Source organism: Paenibacillus sp. PDC88, from assembly GCF_900106725.1.
GTDB lineage: Bacteria > Bacillota > Bacilli > Paenibacillales > Paenibacillaceae > Paenibacillus > Paenibacillus shunpengii.
The window spans coordinates 19,385-36,397 of the sequence record NZ_FNNT01000011.1; the positions used below are offsets into that span (position 1 = coordinate 19,385).

General features: G+C 43.9%; 18 protein-coding genes and 1 pseudogene. 7 read left to right on the forward strand and 12 right to left on the reverse strand.

All coding sequences use genetic code 11. From position 1 onward, the window contains the following. Nucleotides 1-21 precede the first annotated feature (21 nt). Nucleotides 22-243 (forward strand): DUF1128 domain-containing protein, encoded by a 222-nt coding sequence (locus tag BLW49_RS24060; RefSeq protein ID WP_076315394.1) that lies wholly within the window; start codon nucleotides 22-24, stop codon nucleotides 241-243. A 70-nt stretch (nucleotides 244-313) separates the two neighbouring features. Here the strand turns inward: BLW49_RS24060 and BLW49_RS24065 are convergent, their stop codons facing one another. Continuing rightward, a complete protein-coding gene (locus tag BLW49_RS24065; protein WP_076315393.1) occupies nucleotides 314-1,318 on the reverse strand; it encodes an asparaginase in 1,005 nt (334 codons plus the stop codon). Between the two features lie 203 nt (nucleotides 1,319-1,521). On the opposite strand from BLW49_RS24065, the gene BLW49_RS24070 reads away from it, so the two are divergent. From BLW49_RS24070 to BLW49_RS24085, 4 genes and pseudogenes are all read left to right on the forward strand, one after another. Beyond that, nucleotides 1,522-2,178, forward strand: a complete 657-nt coding sequence (locus BLW49_RS24070) for a phosphatase PAP2 family protein (RefSeq protein ID WP_177178835.1) — start codon at nucleotides 1,522-1,524, stop codon at nucleotides 2,176-2,178. Nucleotides 2,179-2,283: 105 nt separating this feature from the next. Then, entirely contained in the window at nucleotides 2,284-2,541 is a 258-nt protein-coding gene (locus tag BLW49_RS24075) for a GlsB/YeaQ/YmgE family stress response membrane protein (RefSeq protein ID WP_047913748.1), read from the forward strand. An 85-nt stretch (nucleotides 2,542-2,626) separates the two neighbouring features. Beyond that, nucleotides 2,627-3,025 (forward strand): annotated as a pseudogene (locus BLW49_RS24080) (YtxH domain-containing protein); the annotation flags it as partial. A gap of 183 nt (nucleotides 3,026-3,208) precedes the next feature. Continuing rightward, entirely contained in the window at nucleotides 3,209-3,577 is a 369-nt protein-coding gene (locus tag BLW49_RS24085) for a DUF5665 domain-containing protein (protein WP_256209933.1), read from the forward strand. Between the two features lie 93 nt (nucleotides 3,578-3,670). Here BLW49_RS24085 and BLW49_RS24090 read toward each other — a convergent pair whose 3' ends face one another. From BLW49_RS24090 to BLW49_RS24140, 11 genes are all read right to left on the reverse strand, one after another. Next, nucleotides 3,671-4,657 (reverse strand): magnesium transporter CorA family protein, encoded by a 987-nt coding sequence (locus tag BLW49_RS24090; RefSeq protein WP_076315389.1) that lies wholly within the window; start codon nucleotides 4,655-4,657, stop codon nucleotides 3,671-3,673. Between the two features lie 106 nt (nucleotides 4,658-4,763). Beyond that, complete coding sequence (locus BLW49_RS24095) at nucleotides 4,764-5,537, reverse strand: sigma-70 family RNA polymerase sigma factor (protein ID WP_090727394.1); 774 nt, start codon at nucleotides 5,535-5,537, stop codon at nucleotides 4,764-4,766. Beyond that, nucleotides 5,534-5,986 carry an anti-sigma B factor RsbW gene (gene rsbW / locus BLW49_RS24100; RefSeq protein ID WP_047913744.1) on the reverse strand — a complete coding sequence of 151 codons (453 nt, stop codon included), beginning with the start codon at nucleotides 5,984-5,986 and terminating at the stop codon, nucleotides 5,534-5,536. The genes BLW49_RS24095 and rsbW overlap by 4 nt, the downstream gene beginning before the upstream one ends. Before the next feature lie 18 nt (nucleotides 5,987-6,004). Beyond that, nucleotides 6,005-6,343: an STAS domain-containing protein gene (locus tag BLW49_RS24105; RefSeq protein ID WP_090727395.1), complete on the reverse strand. Its 339-nt coding sequence runs from the start codon at nucleotides 6,341-6,343 to the stop codon at nucleotides 6,005-6,007. A 115-nt stretch (nucleotides 6,344-6,458) separates the two neighbouring features. After that, nucleotides 6,459-8,096: a response regulator gene (locus BLW49_RS24110; protein WP_090727501.1), complete on the reverse strand. Its 1,638-nt coding sequence runs from the start codon at nucleotides 8,094-8,096 to the stop codon at nucleotides 6,459-6,461. Between the two features lie 26 nt (nucleotides 8,097-8,122). Further along, entirely contained in the window at nucleotides 8,123-8,995 is an 873-nt protein-coding gene (locus BLW49_RS24115) for a CheR family methyltransferase (RefSeq protein ID WP_090727397.1), read from the reverse strand. Nucleotides 8,996-9,066: 71 nt separating this feature from the next. Continuing rightward, nucleotides 9,067-12,777, reverse strand: a complete 3,711-nt coding sequence (locus BLW49_RS24120) for a response regulator (RefSeq protein ID WP_090727398.1) — start codon at nucleotides 12,775-12,777, stop codon at nucleotides 9,067-9,069. 4 nt (nucleotides 12,778-12,781) lie between these two features. Beyond that, a complete protein-coding gene (locus BLW49_RS24125) occupies nucleotides 12,782-13,951 on the reverse strand; it encodes a PP2C family protein-serine/threonine phosphatase (RefSeq protein WP_090727400.1) in 1,170 nt (389 codons plus the stop codon). Nucleotides 13,952-14,244: 293 nt separating this feature from the next. Beyond that, nucleotides 14,245-14,589 (reverse strand): YflT domain-containing protein, encoded by a 345-nt coding sequence (locus tag BLW49_RS24130; RefSeq protein WP_047913739.1) that lies wholly within the window; start codon nucleotides 14,587-14,589, stop codon nucleotides 14,245-14,247. A gap of 129 nt (nucleotides 14,590-14,718) precedes the next feature. Next, nucleotides 14,719-15,234: a hypothetical protein gene (locus BLW49_RS24135; RefSeq protein WP_090727401.1), complete on the reverse strand. Its 516-nt coding sequence runs from the start codon at nucleotides 15,232-15,234 to the stop codon at nucleotides 14,719-14,721. 42 nt (nucleotides 15,235-15,276) lie between these two features. Then, nucleotides 15,277-15,777: a DUF948 domain-containing protein gene (locus BLW49_RS24140; protein ID WP_047913738.1), complete on the reverse strand. Its 501-nt coding sequence runs from the start codon at nucleotides 15,775-15,777 to the stop codon at nucleotides 15,277-15,279. A gap of 259 nt (nucleotides 15,778-16,036) precedes the next feature. Between BLW49_RS24140 and BLW49_RS24145 the strand changes: the two genes are divergently transcribed. Further along, nucleotides 16,037-16,201: a DUF1328 domain-containing protein gene (locus BLW49_RS24145; RefSeq protein ID WP_047913737.1), complete on the forward strand. Its 165-nt coding sequence runs from the start codon at nucleotides 16,037-16,039 to the stop codon at nucleotides 16,199-16,201. 318 nt (nucleotides 16,202-16,519) lie between these two features. Next, nucleotides 16,520-16,918 (forward strand): hypothetical protein, encoded by a 399-nt coding sequence (locus BLW49_RS24150; RefSeq protein ID WP_047913736.1) that lies wholly within the window; start codon nucleotides 16,520-16,522, stop codon nucleotides 16,916-16,918. The last annotated feature ends 95 nt before the right edge of the window (nucleotides 16,919-17,013 follow it).

The following is a 17,013-nucleotide window of genomic DNA, read 5'->3' on the forward strand; positions in this document are numbered from 1 at the left end:
GTCGAAAGGAATGGACGGAACATGGATTTATCCCAAAAAAATCAGCAAAACATCGAGTTTATGATTGATGCCATCAAGTCTAAACTAAGAATGGCGAGTGCCTCTGCGCTCCAGTCATCTGCGTTCACAGTAGCTCAGTACGACGATATCCTGGATATTTACGAAATCGTTAATTCCAAAAGCAATCTCAGTATTTCCGAAGTAGAAGCGCTCGTATCCGAATTGGGCCGGCTTCGCGCATAACAAACAGCCCCTACCTGCCCAATGGCAGAATAGGGGCTATTTGTTATTGGCCTACAGATGATGATTCTAATCAGTGTTGAAGAACAAATACAGGCTGTGCGGTACCCACAACGGTCCCGGCATCATTACGAATGTCCTGTGAGAATTGTTTCCTTAACGCGTTCAATGTTACCTGATTACGATAACCGATTTGCTCAAGGATCGATGCGGTAATCAGTCCCCACTCCTCTTCGGAGCCATCGAGAACCTTAAAGCTGATTCCCAGCCGCTCCTCCCGGAGCGCAAAACAAAATACGCCTTGAAATCCGCCCTTGGCAACAATATTGGAATCTTGAAGCAGAACCGTATCTACTCTGCCTGTTCCTCCCACCATTTCTGGTGCTGTATTCATAGCTGCAGTGATGAGCTGCGCAGCCTGCCGGGTAGATTCATCAGCAATCAAATCCGGACAAGCCAGCTTAAGAAAGGCTCTCGCCATTCCTGAAATAGGCAGCGCATAGACCGGAAATCCACAGCCATCGGTTCCAGGAGACAGCTCCTCCTGTGAAACATCTGTAAGTTGTGAAATCACTTCTTTGATTTCCTGCTGCACAGGATGATCCGGATCCGCATAAGTACTGGGGTCAGCCCCCTTCAGCTTCGTATAGGCAAGTACACCCATATGTTTACCTGAGCAGTTATGAAGAATTTTTCGTTTGTGTCCCTCTTTCTTAATATATTCTGTTCTGCTCTCTTCATGGAGCGGATAACTCGGAGCACATACTAAACCGGTCTCATCTACTCCGATCTTATTTTTCATTTGCATCAATACACGCTGGTGAAAATCCTCTGACCGATGGGAGGAGACCATCAAGGCAATTTCCTCAGAGGTGAGTCCATATTTCTCTTGTATGCCCGCCCTAATGCCCGGTATGGCCTGGAGTGGTTTGGCCGCAGAACGGGTAAAGGTCTTAAAATGGGGGTCGCCTGCGAAATATACAACTTCTCCTTTTTCATTAACAATCGATATATGACCGCGGTGTGCGCTTTCCATTACACCACCCCGAAGTTCGGTTAATAATAATGCATCTAACATGTTTTTCTCTCCTTCTCAAGGACTGCTAGCCGCTTGGTTTGTACCAAGACGAACACCATAGTACAGTATAGTACAAAGAAACCATTTTGACAGAGATAATGGATAGACTAGAAGAAAATCAGCTGAATTCATACGATCGGGTATCCATTATCAATCTGCCTATTTTACAACCAATCCAATCAAAAGTCAGGAGCTACACATTTATGACGAATAACAGCAAAAAAAAATTTTACTGGACTACTATTGGACTAGCCGGCAGTTTGGGGTTTGTTCTCATCATCGTACTCTTATTTATGCTGATTGGAGTCGATAAGGTTCAAACGGTTGATGAAAATATCCAGTTTTATCTTTTTCCTCACGCAGACAGCTGGTACTATTCCTTGCTGCCGGTTATTAAAGGAATTACCGAGTTTGGTTCTTTTAATATCACTGCCATTGTTGCACTTGCATTTGTGAGCTATTATGGGATCTTTCGTAAACTTTATGTAAACACATATATCGTAGCGGTCAGCTTCATTAGCATGTGGAGCATTAATTATGTGCTCAAAATTCTTCTCAGACGAGAACGGCCTGAGCTTGAACAGCTGATGGCCGCCCATGGATACAGCTTTCCAAGCGGTCATTCTATGATTGCTGCCGGGTTCTACGGCGTTATCTTCGTCCTGCTCGTGCAGACAATAAAAAATAGAGGTGGATCTGGATCTCTTGTAGCCGTCCTTGGCGCTTTATTCGTTCTATTGATCGGGTACAGCCGCATTTATCTCGGCGTTCATTATCCGACAGATGTTGTGACAGGCCTCTTATGCGGAGGTATATGGGCCTTCTGCATGCATCGCCTGCTGAAGGAAGCTTCTCAATAGAAGACAGTACAATCGTCTGCTCCTGCATCCTTTGTTTCAACCTTACTGTCGATAGTTTATATACGAAGTAAGCAAGGCACTAAAGCAGCATAGGAGGCGATTGTTATGTGGGGGATCATCATTAGTATCGTGATGGCGATAATCATTGGACTCATTGGTGATGCTCTCGTTGGCCATAACATGCCCGGCGGAATTCTAGGTTCAATGATTGCGGGATTTGTCGGCGCATGGATTGGTTCGCTGCTGTTTGGTGACTTCGGCCCGATCATCGCTGATTTTGCCGTGGTCCCCGCCATAATCGGTACAGCCATATTCGTCTTTATATTAGGACTTATTGGTAAACTGTTTAGAAGAGCAGCTTAACGGGTTATTAGTAAAAAAGAGTTAATTATTACAATTGAAGGAGTGATCAATCATGACTCACAACGCGACAGATTATACTAAAAACATGACGGACTACAGAAATGAAGATACGGGCAATGGTAATAACTTCGCTAAAGGCCTATTCATCGGTGGACTTCTTGGCGCAGCAGCAGCCTTGTTGTTTGCCCCTAAGCCGGGCCGTGATTTAAGAGGTGATCTATCCGATAAAATGCTTGTTGTCTCTGACAAGACCAAAGAAGTAGCAGGCGTCGTGGGAAGCAAAGCATCTGAAATTGCCAAAACGGTATCTGGTAAAACAAGTGAGCTGGCGAAGACCGTAGGCGATAACACCACTTCTGTCGTAGCAAGCATTAAGCAGGCGAAGGATGAAGTAGCAAATGAAGCTATGAAAGCTTCCGAGGAAGTTGCGGCAACGACAGCTAAGGCTGCGAACGAAGCAGAACATGAACTGAATTCGACTACATCGTCAAATAACGGTAGCAGTACATCCCAAGGTAGTTACTCAACACCTTCAACTTCATCAACAACGACAACCAAACTGCCTTAAGCATTGAAGTTGCTTTCGTTATAGCCAGCTGCTTGCAGCTGGCTATTTTTATAGACATTCGAGCATTAAAAATTTCTTACAGAAGTGGAGGCGTTTCTGATGAGTTCTGTTGAGTTGAAAACCAATCGGAATATCAACTCTGAGCGCAATGCAAACAATGAAGAGGTTAACGAGCATCCTTTTGAACTCCGGCATGAGGTGAAGAATTTGAACCAACGGCTGGAAGGAATTATTCAAGCAATGGAGAGCGCGGAGTTCAAAGATATTCTTGAGAATTATACCAGCCCCAAAAAGCGGATTTTGGCCAATCTGACTGCAGGTATTGCCAGAGGTCTGGGAATGTCCGTTGGTACGGTTCTTGTCCTAGCGATCCTCGGTTGGGTTCTCAGTCTGATTGTCGATATGAATCTTCCTGTCATCGGTCAATATATTGCTGAGCTGCAAGGATATATCGATGCTTCAAAATAAGTTCCCCGTTAAATGGAGAGAGTAGAAAAGCCTGACTTTAGCTTACGGAGCTAAAATTCAGGCTTTTTTGTCATGATATTTTGCATAAGCCCGTCAGTCCGGGTTCTTTGTGTTTGAAGGCTTCTCACCACGAGGCTTGATCTTTAGAATATCTCCTGTCCAGCCCTTCATAAACATCCAAATGTACATACCTGCCATGCTTATCAATATTGCTGCAGTGACAACCGTAAATCCCCACTCTGTCTTAATCCAAGGCAAATTCTCAAAATTCATACCCCATATTGCCCCAACGGCCGTCGCCGGAGTAAAGACCGCTGTAACAATCGTCAGCGTCTTCATTATATCGTTGCCGCGAATGGAAGAAGCCGCGTTATCAATTGAAATTAAAGTATCTATCTCATCCTCATAATGACGGAACAAGCTGTCCATACGTTTCATCCGGTAAGTCAGCTGTTTATAGGTTGTTCGTTCCTCGATCTTCAGGAAATGAAAAGCTTCATTGGAGGCATGCAGCAGCTCCTGGAACGCGATAAATTGATTGCTCCAAAATAAAAGTTCAAAGCGGGCAGATAGTATTTTATCCATCAGCGTCCGGGCATTTCTCTTCTCCATACTTTCCTCCAGGCTGCGCAAATTGATTTCGAATTTGTCCAGACCTATATGAAAATAATGCAGGAGCGCCCTGGCAACGATAAACATACCCGATACCGCATCCTCTGCTTCCTCAAACATTCGCTTTCGCTCGTCTGCAAGCAAGGCGTCTCGGGTATGCTTATCGATATTCAGCGTAATTAGATGAGTCGCATCCACATAAAAATAAAACTGATGGCTATGCTGCTCGTCGTCCAGGTTCTTCTTAATAGAATAGAGCAGTGAGCCGAACAATACATTCTTGCCGCCAAAGGTACGGACAGATATGTAATTCGTCTGGATTTCAGGCAGCTTGTTGAGCCATTCTGCTGTAGAAGGTACTTCTTCTTTCAGCCTATCCAACTCTTCGCAATCAAATTCAGATACCTCATAATCCTGCCAGACCCACTTCTCATACAGCCTTACCTCCTGTAAGTTCAGCTGATCCATCCATATCCCCCCGTATTCCATCTCTTAACAATATACATGGTTGTATCGACAAAGAGGCATGCCAGCATTCCGTAGGAAATGCTGGCATGCCTCTTAAAAATTTATCCTATGATGATGAGGATTGCGTCATAATTTGTTTGAGTTTTTCCGTTGCCCGCTTCTGAATACGGGAGACACTCATTTGAGAGACGCCCAGTTTCTGAGCTATGGCTCGCTGGGATTGACCATCTTGGAATGCAAGCAGCAGTACCTTTTGCTCCTGCTCCTTCAATTGACCCAGTGCCTGCTGAAGATCCATTCGTTTCTCAACGGCATCATAATCATTAGCCTCTGAACTGATAAGTTCACCAAGCGTTGCCGTGCTCTCATCTTGAGACAGCGGTGAATCCAGCGATACGTAATGGTAGGACTCACGTCCTGCCAATACCTCAACGGTCTCTTCCACCGTTAGATCCAGATATTCCGCAATTTCTTTAACATCCGGTGATCTTTCGAGTTTAATCGTCAGATCATCAATGGCATGCTGCACAAGCGCGCCTTTTTCCTTGATCCTGCGAGGCACCTGTATGTACCAAGACTTATCCCTTAAATAATTCTTCATGTGGCCAATCATGCTCTTCATCGCATACGGCTCGAAAGGAATGCCCAGATTAATATCATACTGACTGAGCAGCCTAACGAGAGCCATTTGGCCTGTCTGATACAGGTCTTCATATAAGTCAGGTCTATTTCGAGAAATCTTGCCTGCAGCCATCTTGACCATAGGCTCGTATTTCTTAATCAGAACGGTAGCAATTTCATTATCTTTGGTCTGTTGATACTCCCAAATCAAACCCACTGCTTCGTCCATCGACTCTTGGGGAGTCAAGCGATCGGTCATACCCTTTCCTCACTCTTAGTGAGGCGTTTGATCAAGACGACTTCTGTTCCTTTGCCCTCTTCTGTGACGACATTGACATCATCCATCAGAGCCTGCATCAGATAGAATCCCAGTCCACCGATTTGAACCTCATCTAGATCTTTGTCATGCAGTGCAGCGATGCCGTCTCTTTGTTCTACACGCTCAAAGCTCTCCCCTTCATCTTTGACCGTAATAGACAATTCCTCGTCATCAAATTCAAAAAACACATCCACAACGCCATTCTCTTCTCCATAGGCATAGAGCACTGAATTATTGCATGCTTCCGAAACAGCAACCTTCATATCCTCTATGTCCTCATAGGAGAAACCCATCTTTGACGCAATTCCATACAGATTCAATCTGACAATATCAACAAAGTCTGCCGTAGCTGGCAGCTTAAGTGTTACTCTCTGTGCTTCTGCTTTCATTCTTTCTTCGATCCTTTCCTATTGGGAATTCTCCTGAGGGACAAAGAATTTGGTGATGCCTGTCATGTCAAATAGCTTTTGTATATTTCCAGGAACCTCTTCCACCATGAATGAGGCATCTTTCGCATGTCTTGCTTTTAGAATAGACAACAAAATTCCAATCCCCGTACTATCAATGTATTTCAGATCTTTCAGATTCACTATCAGGTTTTGATCCATGTTTGCCACTAGGGGCTCCATCGTATTTCTAAAGTCCGGAGCAACGGAGAGGTCCAGCTCTCCGCTCAAATAAACTGTACAAGTGTTATTATTGACTTCTGTCTCTGCTTTAAACTTGTCGTTTTTATTTGTATTCATTAGACATCTCTCTCCCAAAAATTATTTCTATATTGATTAACCACCTATTTATATAGTGAAACAAATCTGCACTTGGAAAATATTTCTGTAGAAATTGATTCAGGTAAAAAGAAGCTTATACTCCATTTCCGACCCTTTGGATTTGAGCAAGTTTCTGTTTTACACTACCCATTTTGACAGGCTTACTAATATAATCATCCATCCCTGCTGCCAGACAGCGCTGCTGAACTCCATCCATCACATTAGCCGTCATGGCAACAATCGTCGGATAATGGACACCATTTAACTCTTTACGAATACGGCGAGTACTTTCCAATCCATCCATTACAGGCATCTGTAGATCCATAAATATCAGATCATACTTATACTTCAGCATCATATCTAATGCCTGCTGACCGTCTTCAGCAATATCTGAGGACAAGCCCAGCTTGCCCAGCATACTTACCATCAACTTTTGATTAATCGGATGATCATCAACGACCAGCACGTTTGCAGAAGATTCCTTCTCTGTATGACTACGTGCTTGCAGCTCCTTGCATTCTTCCTCTTTGCCGTGATGATCATAAGGAGCCATTTCCACGGTGAATACGAAGGATGCTCCCCGTTCCTCGGTTGTATCAATGTAAATATGACCATTCATCATCTCAACCAGGTTTTTGCATATAGCTAGACCTAATCCGGTTCCTCCGTATTTTCGAGTCATAGAGGAATCCAACTGAGAGAATGGCTGGAACAAATGGTGAACCTTCTCCTCCGGAATTCCAATACCCGTGTCCTTCACCGTGAACTCCAGCGTATAGACCCCATTCTCAACCTGTTTAAGCGAAGAGATGATATACACTCCACCCTGTTCTGTGAACTTCACTGCATTACTGATCAAATTAATCAGCACTTGGCGAAGTCTGGTCATATCTCCGTAGAGGACAGAAGGTATCTTCTCATCGACAAAGTAAACGAGCTCCAAATTTTTCTTAGCAGCATCAACCTGGAACAAGTTCAACACTTCCTGAATACAGCTGGACAAATCAAATGGCTGCCGTTCCAGCTCCATTTTGCCAGACTCCATTTTGGTAAAGTCCAAAATATCGTTGATGATGCTTACCAAGGCATCCGCACTGCTTCTAATTATTTGGGTATACTCCTGCTGTTCTTCTGCAAGATCGGTCTCCATCAGGAGATCAATCATACCGATAACCCCATTCATCGGCGTTCGAATCTCATGACTCATAATAGCCAAAAACTCTGTCTTCGCATGTGCAGCAATCTCAGCAGCCTCTTTCGCTTCAACCAATTCCTTATTGATCCGCTCCAGCTCCATCGTCTTTTGCTGCAGCAGCATGGATTGGGTCTTGAGCTGCTTGTTCGACAAATACATCTCTACAAATCCTTCAATCTTGGACTTTAGAATCTGTGGAATGAACGGTTTGACCATATAATCGATCGCACCCGCTGAATATCCGGCGAATAGATGCTCTGCCTCTTTGCTGTTAGCAGATATAAAAATAATTGGAATATCTTTGGTTTTATCTCTGGCTTTAATCAATTTTGCGGTCTCTATTCCGTCAAGCCCAGGCATCTGGACGTCGAGAACAATAACGGCAAATTCATGCTTAAGAAGACTCCTCAATGCTTCTTCCCCCGAAGTCGCCTTTACGAGAACATAATGCTCACTCTCAAGCACTGCTTCAAGCGCAAGCAAATTCTCAGGGCGGTCATCTACAAGCAGAATATGAATCGGTTCTTGAGCCCCCATGACCATAACAACCTAACCCCCCGCGTTTATTTCACCTTGCGATATATTTTTTCAGCCCGGTCCATCGACTCGTAATCATCACTATAGCCTGAGAAATGAATGGATTCCTTCGCCCCTAATACCAAAATTCCAAAGTGGCTCAGGCTCTCATGAAACAGGCCATGAACATGATTGCGCAGCTCATCGTTAAAGTAGATCATGACATTTCTACAGAATATAACGTTGAATTCGTTAAAAGAACGATCCGTAGCCAAGTTATGCTCTGCAAAAATGATATTTCGTCTCAGAAAAGGATGGAACATGACCGAGTTGTAGCGTGCCGTGTAATATTCTGAAAAGACACCCGTACCGCCGGCCTCCAAATAATTTTTGGTGTACAGCTTCATTTTCTCAATGCCGTACACCCCTTCCTTCGCCTGCTGGAGAGAACGTTCATTCATATCTGTTGCATAAATACGGGATTTCTCATATAACCCCTCTTCATGCAGCAAAATAGCCATCGAATAGACTTCCTCTCCCGTCGAACAGCCGGCGTGCCATATCCGGATATAAGGATATGTCCTTAATACGGGAATTATTTTCTCGCGGAACGTCTTGAACAAACTGGGATCACGAAACATTTCAGTTACGGGGATAGACAAGCTTTGCACTAGACGTTTGAATGCTTCCCGGTTATGAAGTACCTGATTCTGCAGCTCCGATATCGATTTCAAACGCTCCGCATTCACATGATGAAGAATTCTCCGTGTCAGTGAAGGGAGTGCATAATTACGGAAGTCATACCCATAAAAACGGTGTATTCCTTCCATTAACAATTCAATTTCAATTTGCTCGCGTTCCTTAATCATCGGCTTGTCGTCCGCCGAATCCTCTGTGTGTGTTTGATCCCAGGATGTCATTACCTTCCCACTTCCTTACTAAAATTCGATCAAATTGGGTGTATTCTAACATACTTACCCACGAATACAGATTATGAATACAGCCAAACTCTCATTAGAGATAATAATTGATCGGTTTGAATCGGTTTTTTCACATAATCTGAAGCTCCTGCTTCTATACATTTGCTGCGATCATCCTTCATCGCTTTGGCGGTAAGGGCAATAATCGGCAGCTTATCAAATTCAGGCATTTCTCTGATTCTTCTCATTGCCTCGTAACCATCCATCTCCGGCATCATCATGTCCATCAACACCAGATCATATCCGTGATCACGTTCGAGAATTTCTATTGCTTCTCTGCCATTCTCGGCAAATGTGACTTCCATACGATACCCTTCAAGAACGCTAGATAGAGCAAATACATTCCGGATATCATCATCGACGAGCAATATTCGTTTACCTTCAAATAAAGTTTCCTTGTTGTACAGATTTTGTAGAATCTGTCTCTTATCTTCAGGAAGATTAGCTTCTACCCGGTGCAAGAACAAGGTTGTCTCATCCAGTAAACGTTCCGGTGATTTGACGTCCTTGATAATGATGGACTCCGCATACTTGCGCAGCTCCATTTCCTCCTTACTGTCGAGCTCCTTGCCTGTATATATGATAATTGGAAGATCATTCAGACTCGCATTATCCCTTACTTGATCAAGCAGCTCAAATCCCGTCATATCGGTGAGCATCAAGTCAAGAACCATACAGTCATACTTCACATTTCTTAATTCATCCAGCGCTTCCCTGCCTGTAGACACCGCAGTTATTGCAACATCATCATGATCTATAAGCTCTATAATGGCATTTCTCTGAACAGCATCATCTTCTACAATGAGAAGCCGCTTCAATGATTTATCAATATAGGATTCAATATGTGAAAAAGCATTATCCAGCGATTCTCGAGTAGACGGCTTCTTCAGATAAGCGATAGCCCCCATCATCAAGCCTTGCTTAATGTCATCAATAACCGAAATCACATGTACCGGGATATGACGAGTCGACAAGTTCGCCTTGAGTTCGTTAAGCACAGCCCATCCATCCATCACCGGAAGCTGAATATCAAGAATAATCGCATCAGGGACATATTGCTTCGCTGTATCCAGTCCTACATCTCCCTGCAGAGCAACTAACGCTTTAAATCCGCGGGCACGCGTCATGTCCATCAGTATATTCGCAAATTTGGGATCATCCTCAATGATCAGCATCACCCGATCGCCTTCTTTAATCGTATCCCGATCATCCTTGATGTTATTGATCACTGTCGCGGAGGATGCGATCTGCGCTTTGGCCTCACTCTGTACAGCACTCAGTACCGATCTTCCTTGCGGCAGGTAACGGCCTCTGGACTCTTGTGCAGCTGCGGCTTCGCCCTGTTCAACCGAAAGCTCCCGCTGCTCTCCCAGCTTAGCATCTGTAAGCAGAGGGAGATACAGAGTAAATGTGCTGCCCTTGCCCTCCGTAGACTCCAGCATAATCTCCCCGCCAAGCAGACGAGCCAGCTCACGGCTGATGGAGAGTCCAAGCCCGGTTCCTCCGTATTTGCGGCTGGTCGTTCCATCCACCTGCTGGAAGGCTTCAAAGATCAGATCTTTTTTGTCAGGAGCAATGCCAATGCCTGTATCATTCACTGAAATAGCCAGGAAAGGTACATCCATATCAATATAATGAGGCAGCTCTGAATCGTCCGCTTGTCTCATGCTGACCGTAATTGAGCCCTCTGAAGTAAATTTGAATGCATTGGATAAGAGGTTCCGCAGCACCTGCTTCACCCGATGCCCATCCGATATGAAGCTCTCTGGCAGCTCATCCTTGACTTCAAATGCCAGCTTCAAATCCTTGCTAAGTGCAACCGGCGCAAAATTCTGCTGAACGAAGTTGCGCAGATCCTGCAGGCTGACTTTTTCATGATTAATATCCATCTTTCCAGACTCGACTTTGGACAGGTCCAGAATTTCATCGATCATTTTCAAGAGGTCAGCACCGGACATATAGATGGTTTGTGCATACTCCTTCTGTTTATCCGATAGATTACCTTCTTTATTCTCCGTAAGCAGCTGTGACAAGATAAGCAAGCTGTTCAGCGGAGTGCGAAGCTCGTGGGACATATTCGCCAAGAACTCGGATTTATATTTGGAAGTGATCGAGAGCTGCATGGCTTGCTGCTCCAGCTGCCGCTTCGTCTCTTCAATCTGTTCGTTCTTCTCTTCCACCTGCTGTACCTGCTCTTCGAGAGCTCTCGTCTTCGCAAGCAATTCGGTGTTGAAATGCTCCAGCTCTTCCTGCTGGCGTTGAAGCAGTTCTTCAGAACGCTTAAGCTCCTCTGCCTGCTCACCGAGGTTCTCATTCGAACGACGAAGCTCCTCCTGCTGAGTCTGCAGCTCTTCAGATTGCACTTGAAGCTCCTCTGTAAGTGTCTGAGACTCACGAAGCAGCTCTTCCACACGCATACGTCTATTAATATTGTTAATAATGATACCGATATTGTTAACGAGCTGATCAAACAAAGCTTTTTGCAGACTCGAGAACGATTCGAAGGATGCAATCTCGACTACACCCATTACTTCATCTTCAAAGAGTACAGGCTGGATCAGGATGTGGGCCGGTTTCGCAGAGCCAAGACTCGACCCAATGGACAAATACCCATCTGGTGCTTCAGTCAGCTCGATCACTTTTTTATCCAGCGCGCTCTGACCAATTAAGCCTTCCCCAATCTTAAAGGAGCGGCTGCATTCTGTATTGCTGTCGTCAAAAGCATACGCTCCGTAGCGTCTGAGTTCTTCAGGATGCTTGTTCTCGTCATGGAGATACACAGCCCCATATTGGGCCGTCAAAATAGGTGCAAATTCACTAATGAACAGCTGTGCTACCTCATGAGTTGAATTAATACCCCGCAGCATCTCCGTAATTCGGGCCATATTGGCATTCAACCAGCTCTGATCCTCTTGTGCTCTTAGGTAATCCTGTTCAATCTGCTGCTTCTCTTCTAAATCTTTGGCTATGTCTTTAAACACATGCGCAATCTGTCCAATTTCGTCCTTGGACTTGACCTGAATACGTTTGATCGTCCGGAATCTTCCCTTGCCGAAGCTTTGGATCATCATCGAAACTGTATTCAGACCCTTCGTTATGCTTGGAATCACCCATAAGATAACCCCCAGGGCGACAAGCAATCCGGTTACCAGCAGCACAGTGAGCCACTGGATAGAGCGGTTCATCTCGTTATTCGCTTCCTGGATCTGATCATCAATTAGTAGATCCTGATAATTATTGAGTTCTGTCAGTACATCTAATACCCCTTGCTGGGCAACCGTTCCCGTGTTTGTCCGAAGGTTGGTAGCCGCTGCATATTCGCCTGATTCCAGCAGGGCCAGAAGACGATCCGTGTAGCTCGTATATTCTCTTAAATTGACGACAACCTGGTCAACCAAGCGGCGTTCTTCAGCTTCAGTCGCTCGCTCGGTAACCTCTTCAAGCTGTGTCGCAGCATTTGACTTAAGATCCTCGATCCGTTGACTGAGCGTTTCTGCTGAATTTGTATTCGGATTCGTTATAGCTGTCGCAATCTGGGTGGCTATATTATTTACATCTGCACGCACTCCAGAAGTATATCGGGTCTTCATATAACGGTCATTGTACAGTTCATCAATTTCCGTTCGCATCGAGCTGGTTGTGTTATAACTGACAATGGTTAGAACAAGCAATATTGCCATTAATGCACTGAAGCCTATAAGCAGTCGAGTGCGTATCTTCATACTGTCATTCTCCTTTTAGTGTAATCCATACTAAGCAAATATCATCTTCATGTTCCTTCGGAATGCTGTCATCCAGAAAGATCCGGCGCATTTCCGTCTCATCCCAAGTATGATCTCTAGATAAATTCTGCGTTAGATAAGCGAATTGCTCCTCTGTCTCACCTTCGAATACTTCCAGCAGCCCGTCTGTAAACATCGCAATATGGCTGTCACCCTTGTAATATATCGTTTCTGTCTTCGCATCCATTTGCTCGAATAGTCCTACCGGATGTGTAACCACATCAAGTGTGTGTACGGTTCCGTCATCCTCGAACAGCAGGGCAGGCGGATGGCCTGCATTTACGTAATCAATACGCTTTTCATTCGTGTCCACCACAAGATAAATGGCTGTAAAATAATATTGCACCAGTTGTTCCTCGAGGTACAGCTGATTAAATCTACGATTCAGCTCTTGGACAACCCGGTCAGGCTGAACGTAGGTAGTAACCGCATCCTTTAATACCGATGCGATAAACATGCAAAATAAAGAAGAAGAAATGCCATGCCCCATCATATCAAGCAGAATCACACCGTATCTTCCTTTGCCAAGCGGATACCAGGCGTATAAATCCCCAGCCAGTTCTGCAGAAGGCTGATACAAGGCATGAACATGAAAATGATCATCCTCTATAGCCGGACTTAACACCGCATTTTGTACCAGACCCGCGAGTTTGAGCTCGTCTTGAATGCGCTTATCTCTTTCTTTTCTCCAATCCTTCTCCTGCTTCAATCGAAGGGCGAGACGAATACGAGCCATCAGCTCAACCTTATTAATAGGTTTGGTCACATAGTCCATTGCACCGACATCAAGCGCTTCTGCCAGCTTCTTGGAATCTCCAACAGCGGTGACCATAATAATAGGAATATCTTTGAGGTGCGGGTACTTCTGCACAACACCGCAAGCCTCAATCCCGTCCATCTCCGGCATCATCATATCCAGCAGAATAAGGTCTATATCAGACGCCTCAGGCTCATTCACATTCCCATCTACATCTGCACCCAGCTTAATGCCAAGCACATCAAACATATCAAAAGCGGAGCTTGCCGTAATAATATCTCGATAATTTTCTTTCTTTAAGATTTCACGAATAATAATGACATTGGTAGGATTATCATCAACAATTAATATTCTCATAGCTCTCTCCTTCTGTCAGAAGCCAAATGCGCTATTCGTACTGCAAATTCCACTAACAATGATTATACACTGATTCGTAACCTAGAGCAGTCCCAATAAAAGTCAAATGCCTTACAACCTTGGTTTGCATCCCTTTTATTATAAAATAACGCACACATCTAAGGTTGTCATTTAAAGCTTCTTCACCCATTTTTCATAGATTTCTCTATTGAACGCACAGAAGGAATGGGACTTTTAGTCCCATTCCTTGGCTCTATAAATATGTTATTTCCATATGTTTAAACTTAAAAATATCATTCACCCCGTCTAGCAATAACGAGTACTTTTCCTTTATCCAGTTCTTTCTCATAATAATCAGCTTCCGCTTCGGTATAGCCCATCGTTACAATCTTCGCACGAAGCTCGTCCCCTCGTGAGCGGAACAGGTTGGCTAGAGAATCAAACATCCCTTCCTCCTTAATTCCGATCTCTTTGGCATTAGCTTTATCTGCAATACGATCCGTTCGATCTTGGTCATGCGCCAAGACGAATATTTGATCTGTAGTATATCCAGCTTCACGAAGCTCTTTTACCGCCTCAACCGCTTGAATTCCATTCTCAACCACTTTAGCATAGCTCTTTGCATTGGTAGTACTCATGGTATCCACGCTCCTTTGAGATTTTCACATATTGAACATTAACCCTTATACTCTGAAATGAAACAAGTATTTAAATAAACTTTCAATTTCATAAAATGATTTATGAAATTGATTCCCTTATTAATTCATTCAAAATGAATATTCGTCAAAAAATTCCACATGCTGCAATTTGCCGTTATCCGGATTCATATACACTTTCACAGCATGATGATCTCTAACATATACCTCTCCATCTTGCGCTACAAAATCAGGCTCTCCTAGAGTGGCTCTGATACTGCTTGGAGTCATCTCCATATATTCATTATTCACCTTTAAATAACTGGCTTTGTTATCTACTTGAACATAGTTTACAACGCCATTATTTATACCAACCAGCACATCCTCGTAAATATATTCCTTACTGCCAAGCAGTCGATTATGCTCAATATTTACGGGCTGCCCGTATTGATCAACGAGATCTTCAGCTGTGTCATATAAAGAGATGTCATTCACTGTATCAAAAGTAACCTTCTGGTCTGATTTCAAGGTAGTCCGATCTGCTGCAGGCTGTACTGCAGCAGATGCTACGGACTCCCCTTGCATTGCCACGGGTTGAACGGAAAGAGGAGCTGTTAAAGCAAGCATCAATACGAGCATACGTAACATTAGCCTCACCCTTTCTTCTTCTCCATGTTTCTAGTTGGCTTCTTATTTGCGGAATCTGCTCCATGTGTCTGCTGCAATATCTACATAATTCATCCACTTGCGTGAAGAATGGTTGTCATGATGTGCTAAAGTCGGTGTTGTCATGCCAGGCGCAGGCAGTGATTTCGTGTAGCTGGAATCAGCTGCTCTGCTTACTGATGTATCCACCGATCCTTCTTTTTTCTTCTGGAATTTGTTCATGAGCGTTGAGGATACTTGCTTCGCAGCAGCAGTAACCTCTGTTAAAATCTCTCCCAGGTTTTTGACCGATGTCACAACTGGATCAATCTGCTTCATCTTATGCTCAACGTCAGCTGTAATATCGTTGGCATGTCTAACGGTCTGCTTCACTTCATATCCCAGTTCGTCGATTGTACCTCGAACCTCCTGAAGCGTCTTGGATACATTATCAAGGGAGACCTGAACTGTCTTTAATGTTTTGATGAGGAAAACGACAAGCACGGCAAATGCTATCGCTATAATGAGAACACTTACTTCTATCATATTGGATGACCTCGCTTTCGCAATTTGTTTTGTTGTTTTGTTATTTCATAGTTACCCTGCCTCCCCTTTGTCGAAACAAACAGAAGAGAGGTAAAATTCTATTTATCCGCGTATTATTTGTAGGGAATTTTGAGACAATATCTTCTAGTCCCCCTTTTTGTTTCGTCTTAATTCTTCGGGGTTAATGACAACTACGAACGAGGTGACGACAAGCACTAAGCGAAACGCACCTCTGACAAAAACGGAAAGGATGATTACCATGTTGAAATGGTCACTAATTTTTCTCATTGTAGCGGTTGTAGCCGGTATCTTCGGATTCTTCGGTATTGTTGAAGCAGCTGCATCCATTGCCAAAGTATTGTTCTTCGTATTCCTGGTATTGTTCGTTATTTCTCTCTTCACAGGAAGAAGCCGATCGCGATAAAGCATCCATGGAAGCTTAGATGTAAAATGACACAATGCTGCTAGAATAGCATCAGACGATCGACATAAAAAAACCTTACGGTGACAGAAGTGTAGGATGGTTGGTTAGCTCCAACCTTATTACAACACTTTGTCAGGTAAGGTTTTTTTGTGCTACTTTCCCAAGAAAATTAGTCCAAAACCATCAGTTTAGAAACCGGGCACATGTGCCTTGGATAAATAAAGAAATAATTGTTATAATTTGTGTTTCATATCCTTATTTGCTTGGTTATTGATAAAGCATGTAAGAACTACATAACAACACTAGGAGGATATCCAAATGAAAAAAATGATCAGTATTACCGCAGCACTTTTTGTAACAGCTTCCATGGCGGCAGCAGCCAGCGCACAGGAAGTTACCCCAACTACAGAAACAGAGTCCCCGACTCCTATTTCTGTAAGCGTTGATGGAACTTCCACAACAGACGGATCCGTGTCCGACGTTGTTTATGGAGAACCGATTGTAGAGCCTGGAGATGGAATCGATATCCCGCTTAAGCCACTGGAGATTACAAAAATCACTTACTTCTATGATGCTCCTAACGGCAAAGCAACAGGTGCTCTCAGCCCTCAATTCGTATCTGTTACCGGAAACGAAGTTATGAACCAAACTACAGGCGAAACTTGGGTAGAAATTTATACTTGGAAAGGTATTGCATGGGTCAATACAGGAATGTAACACAGTAAAATATAGATGAAATGATAAAAGGTGTCCCTCTTGTACAATCGATAACGAGAGGAACACCTTTTTTGTGTTTTTTATTCGTCGCTATT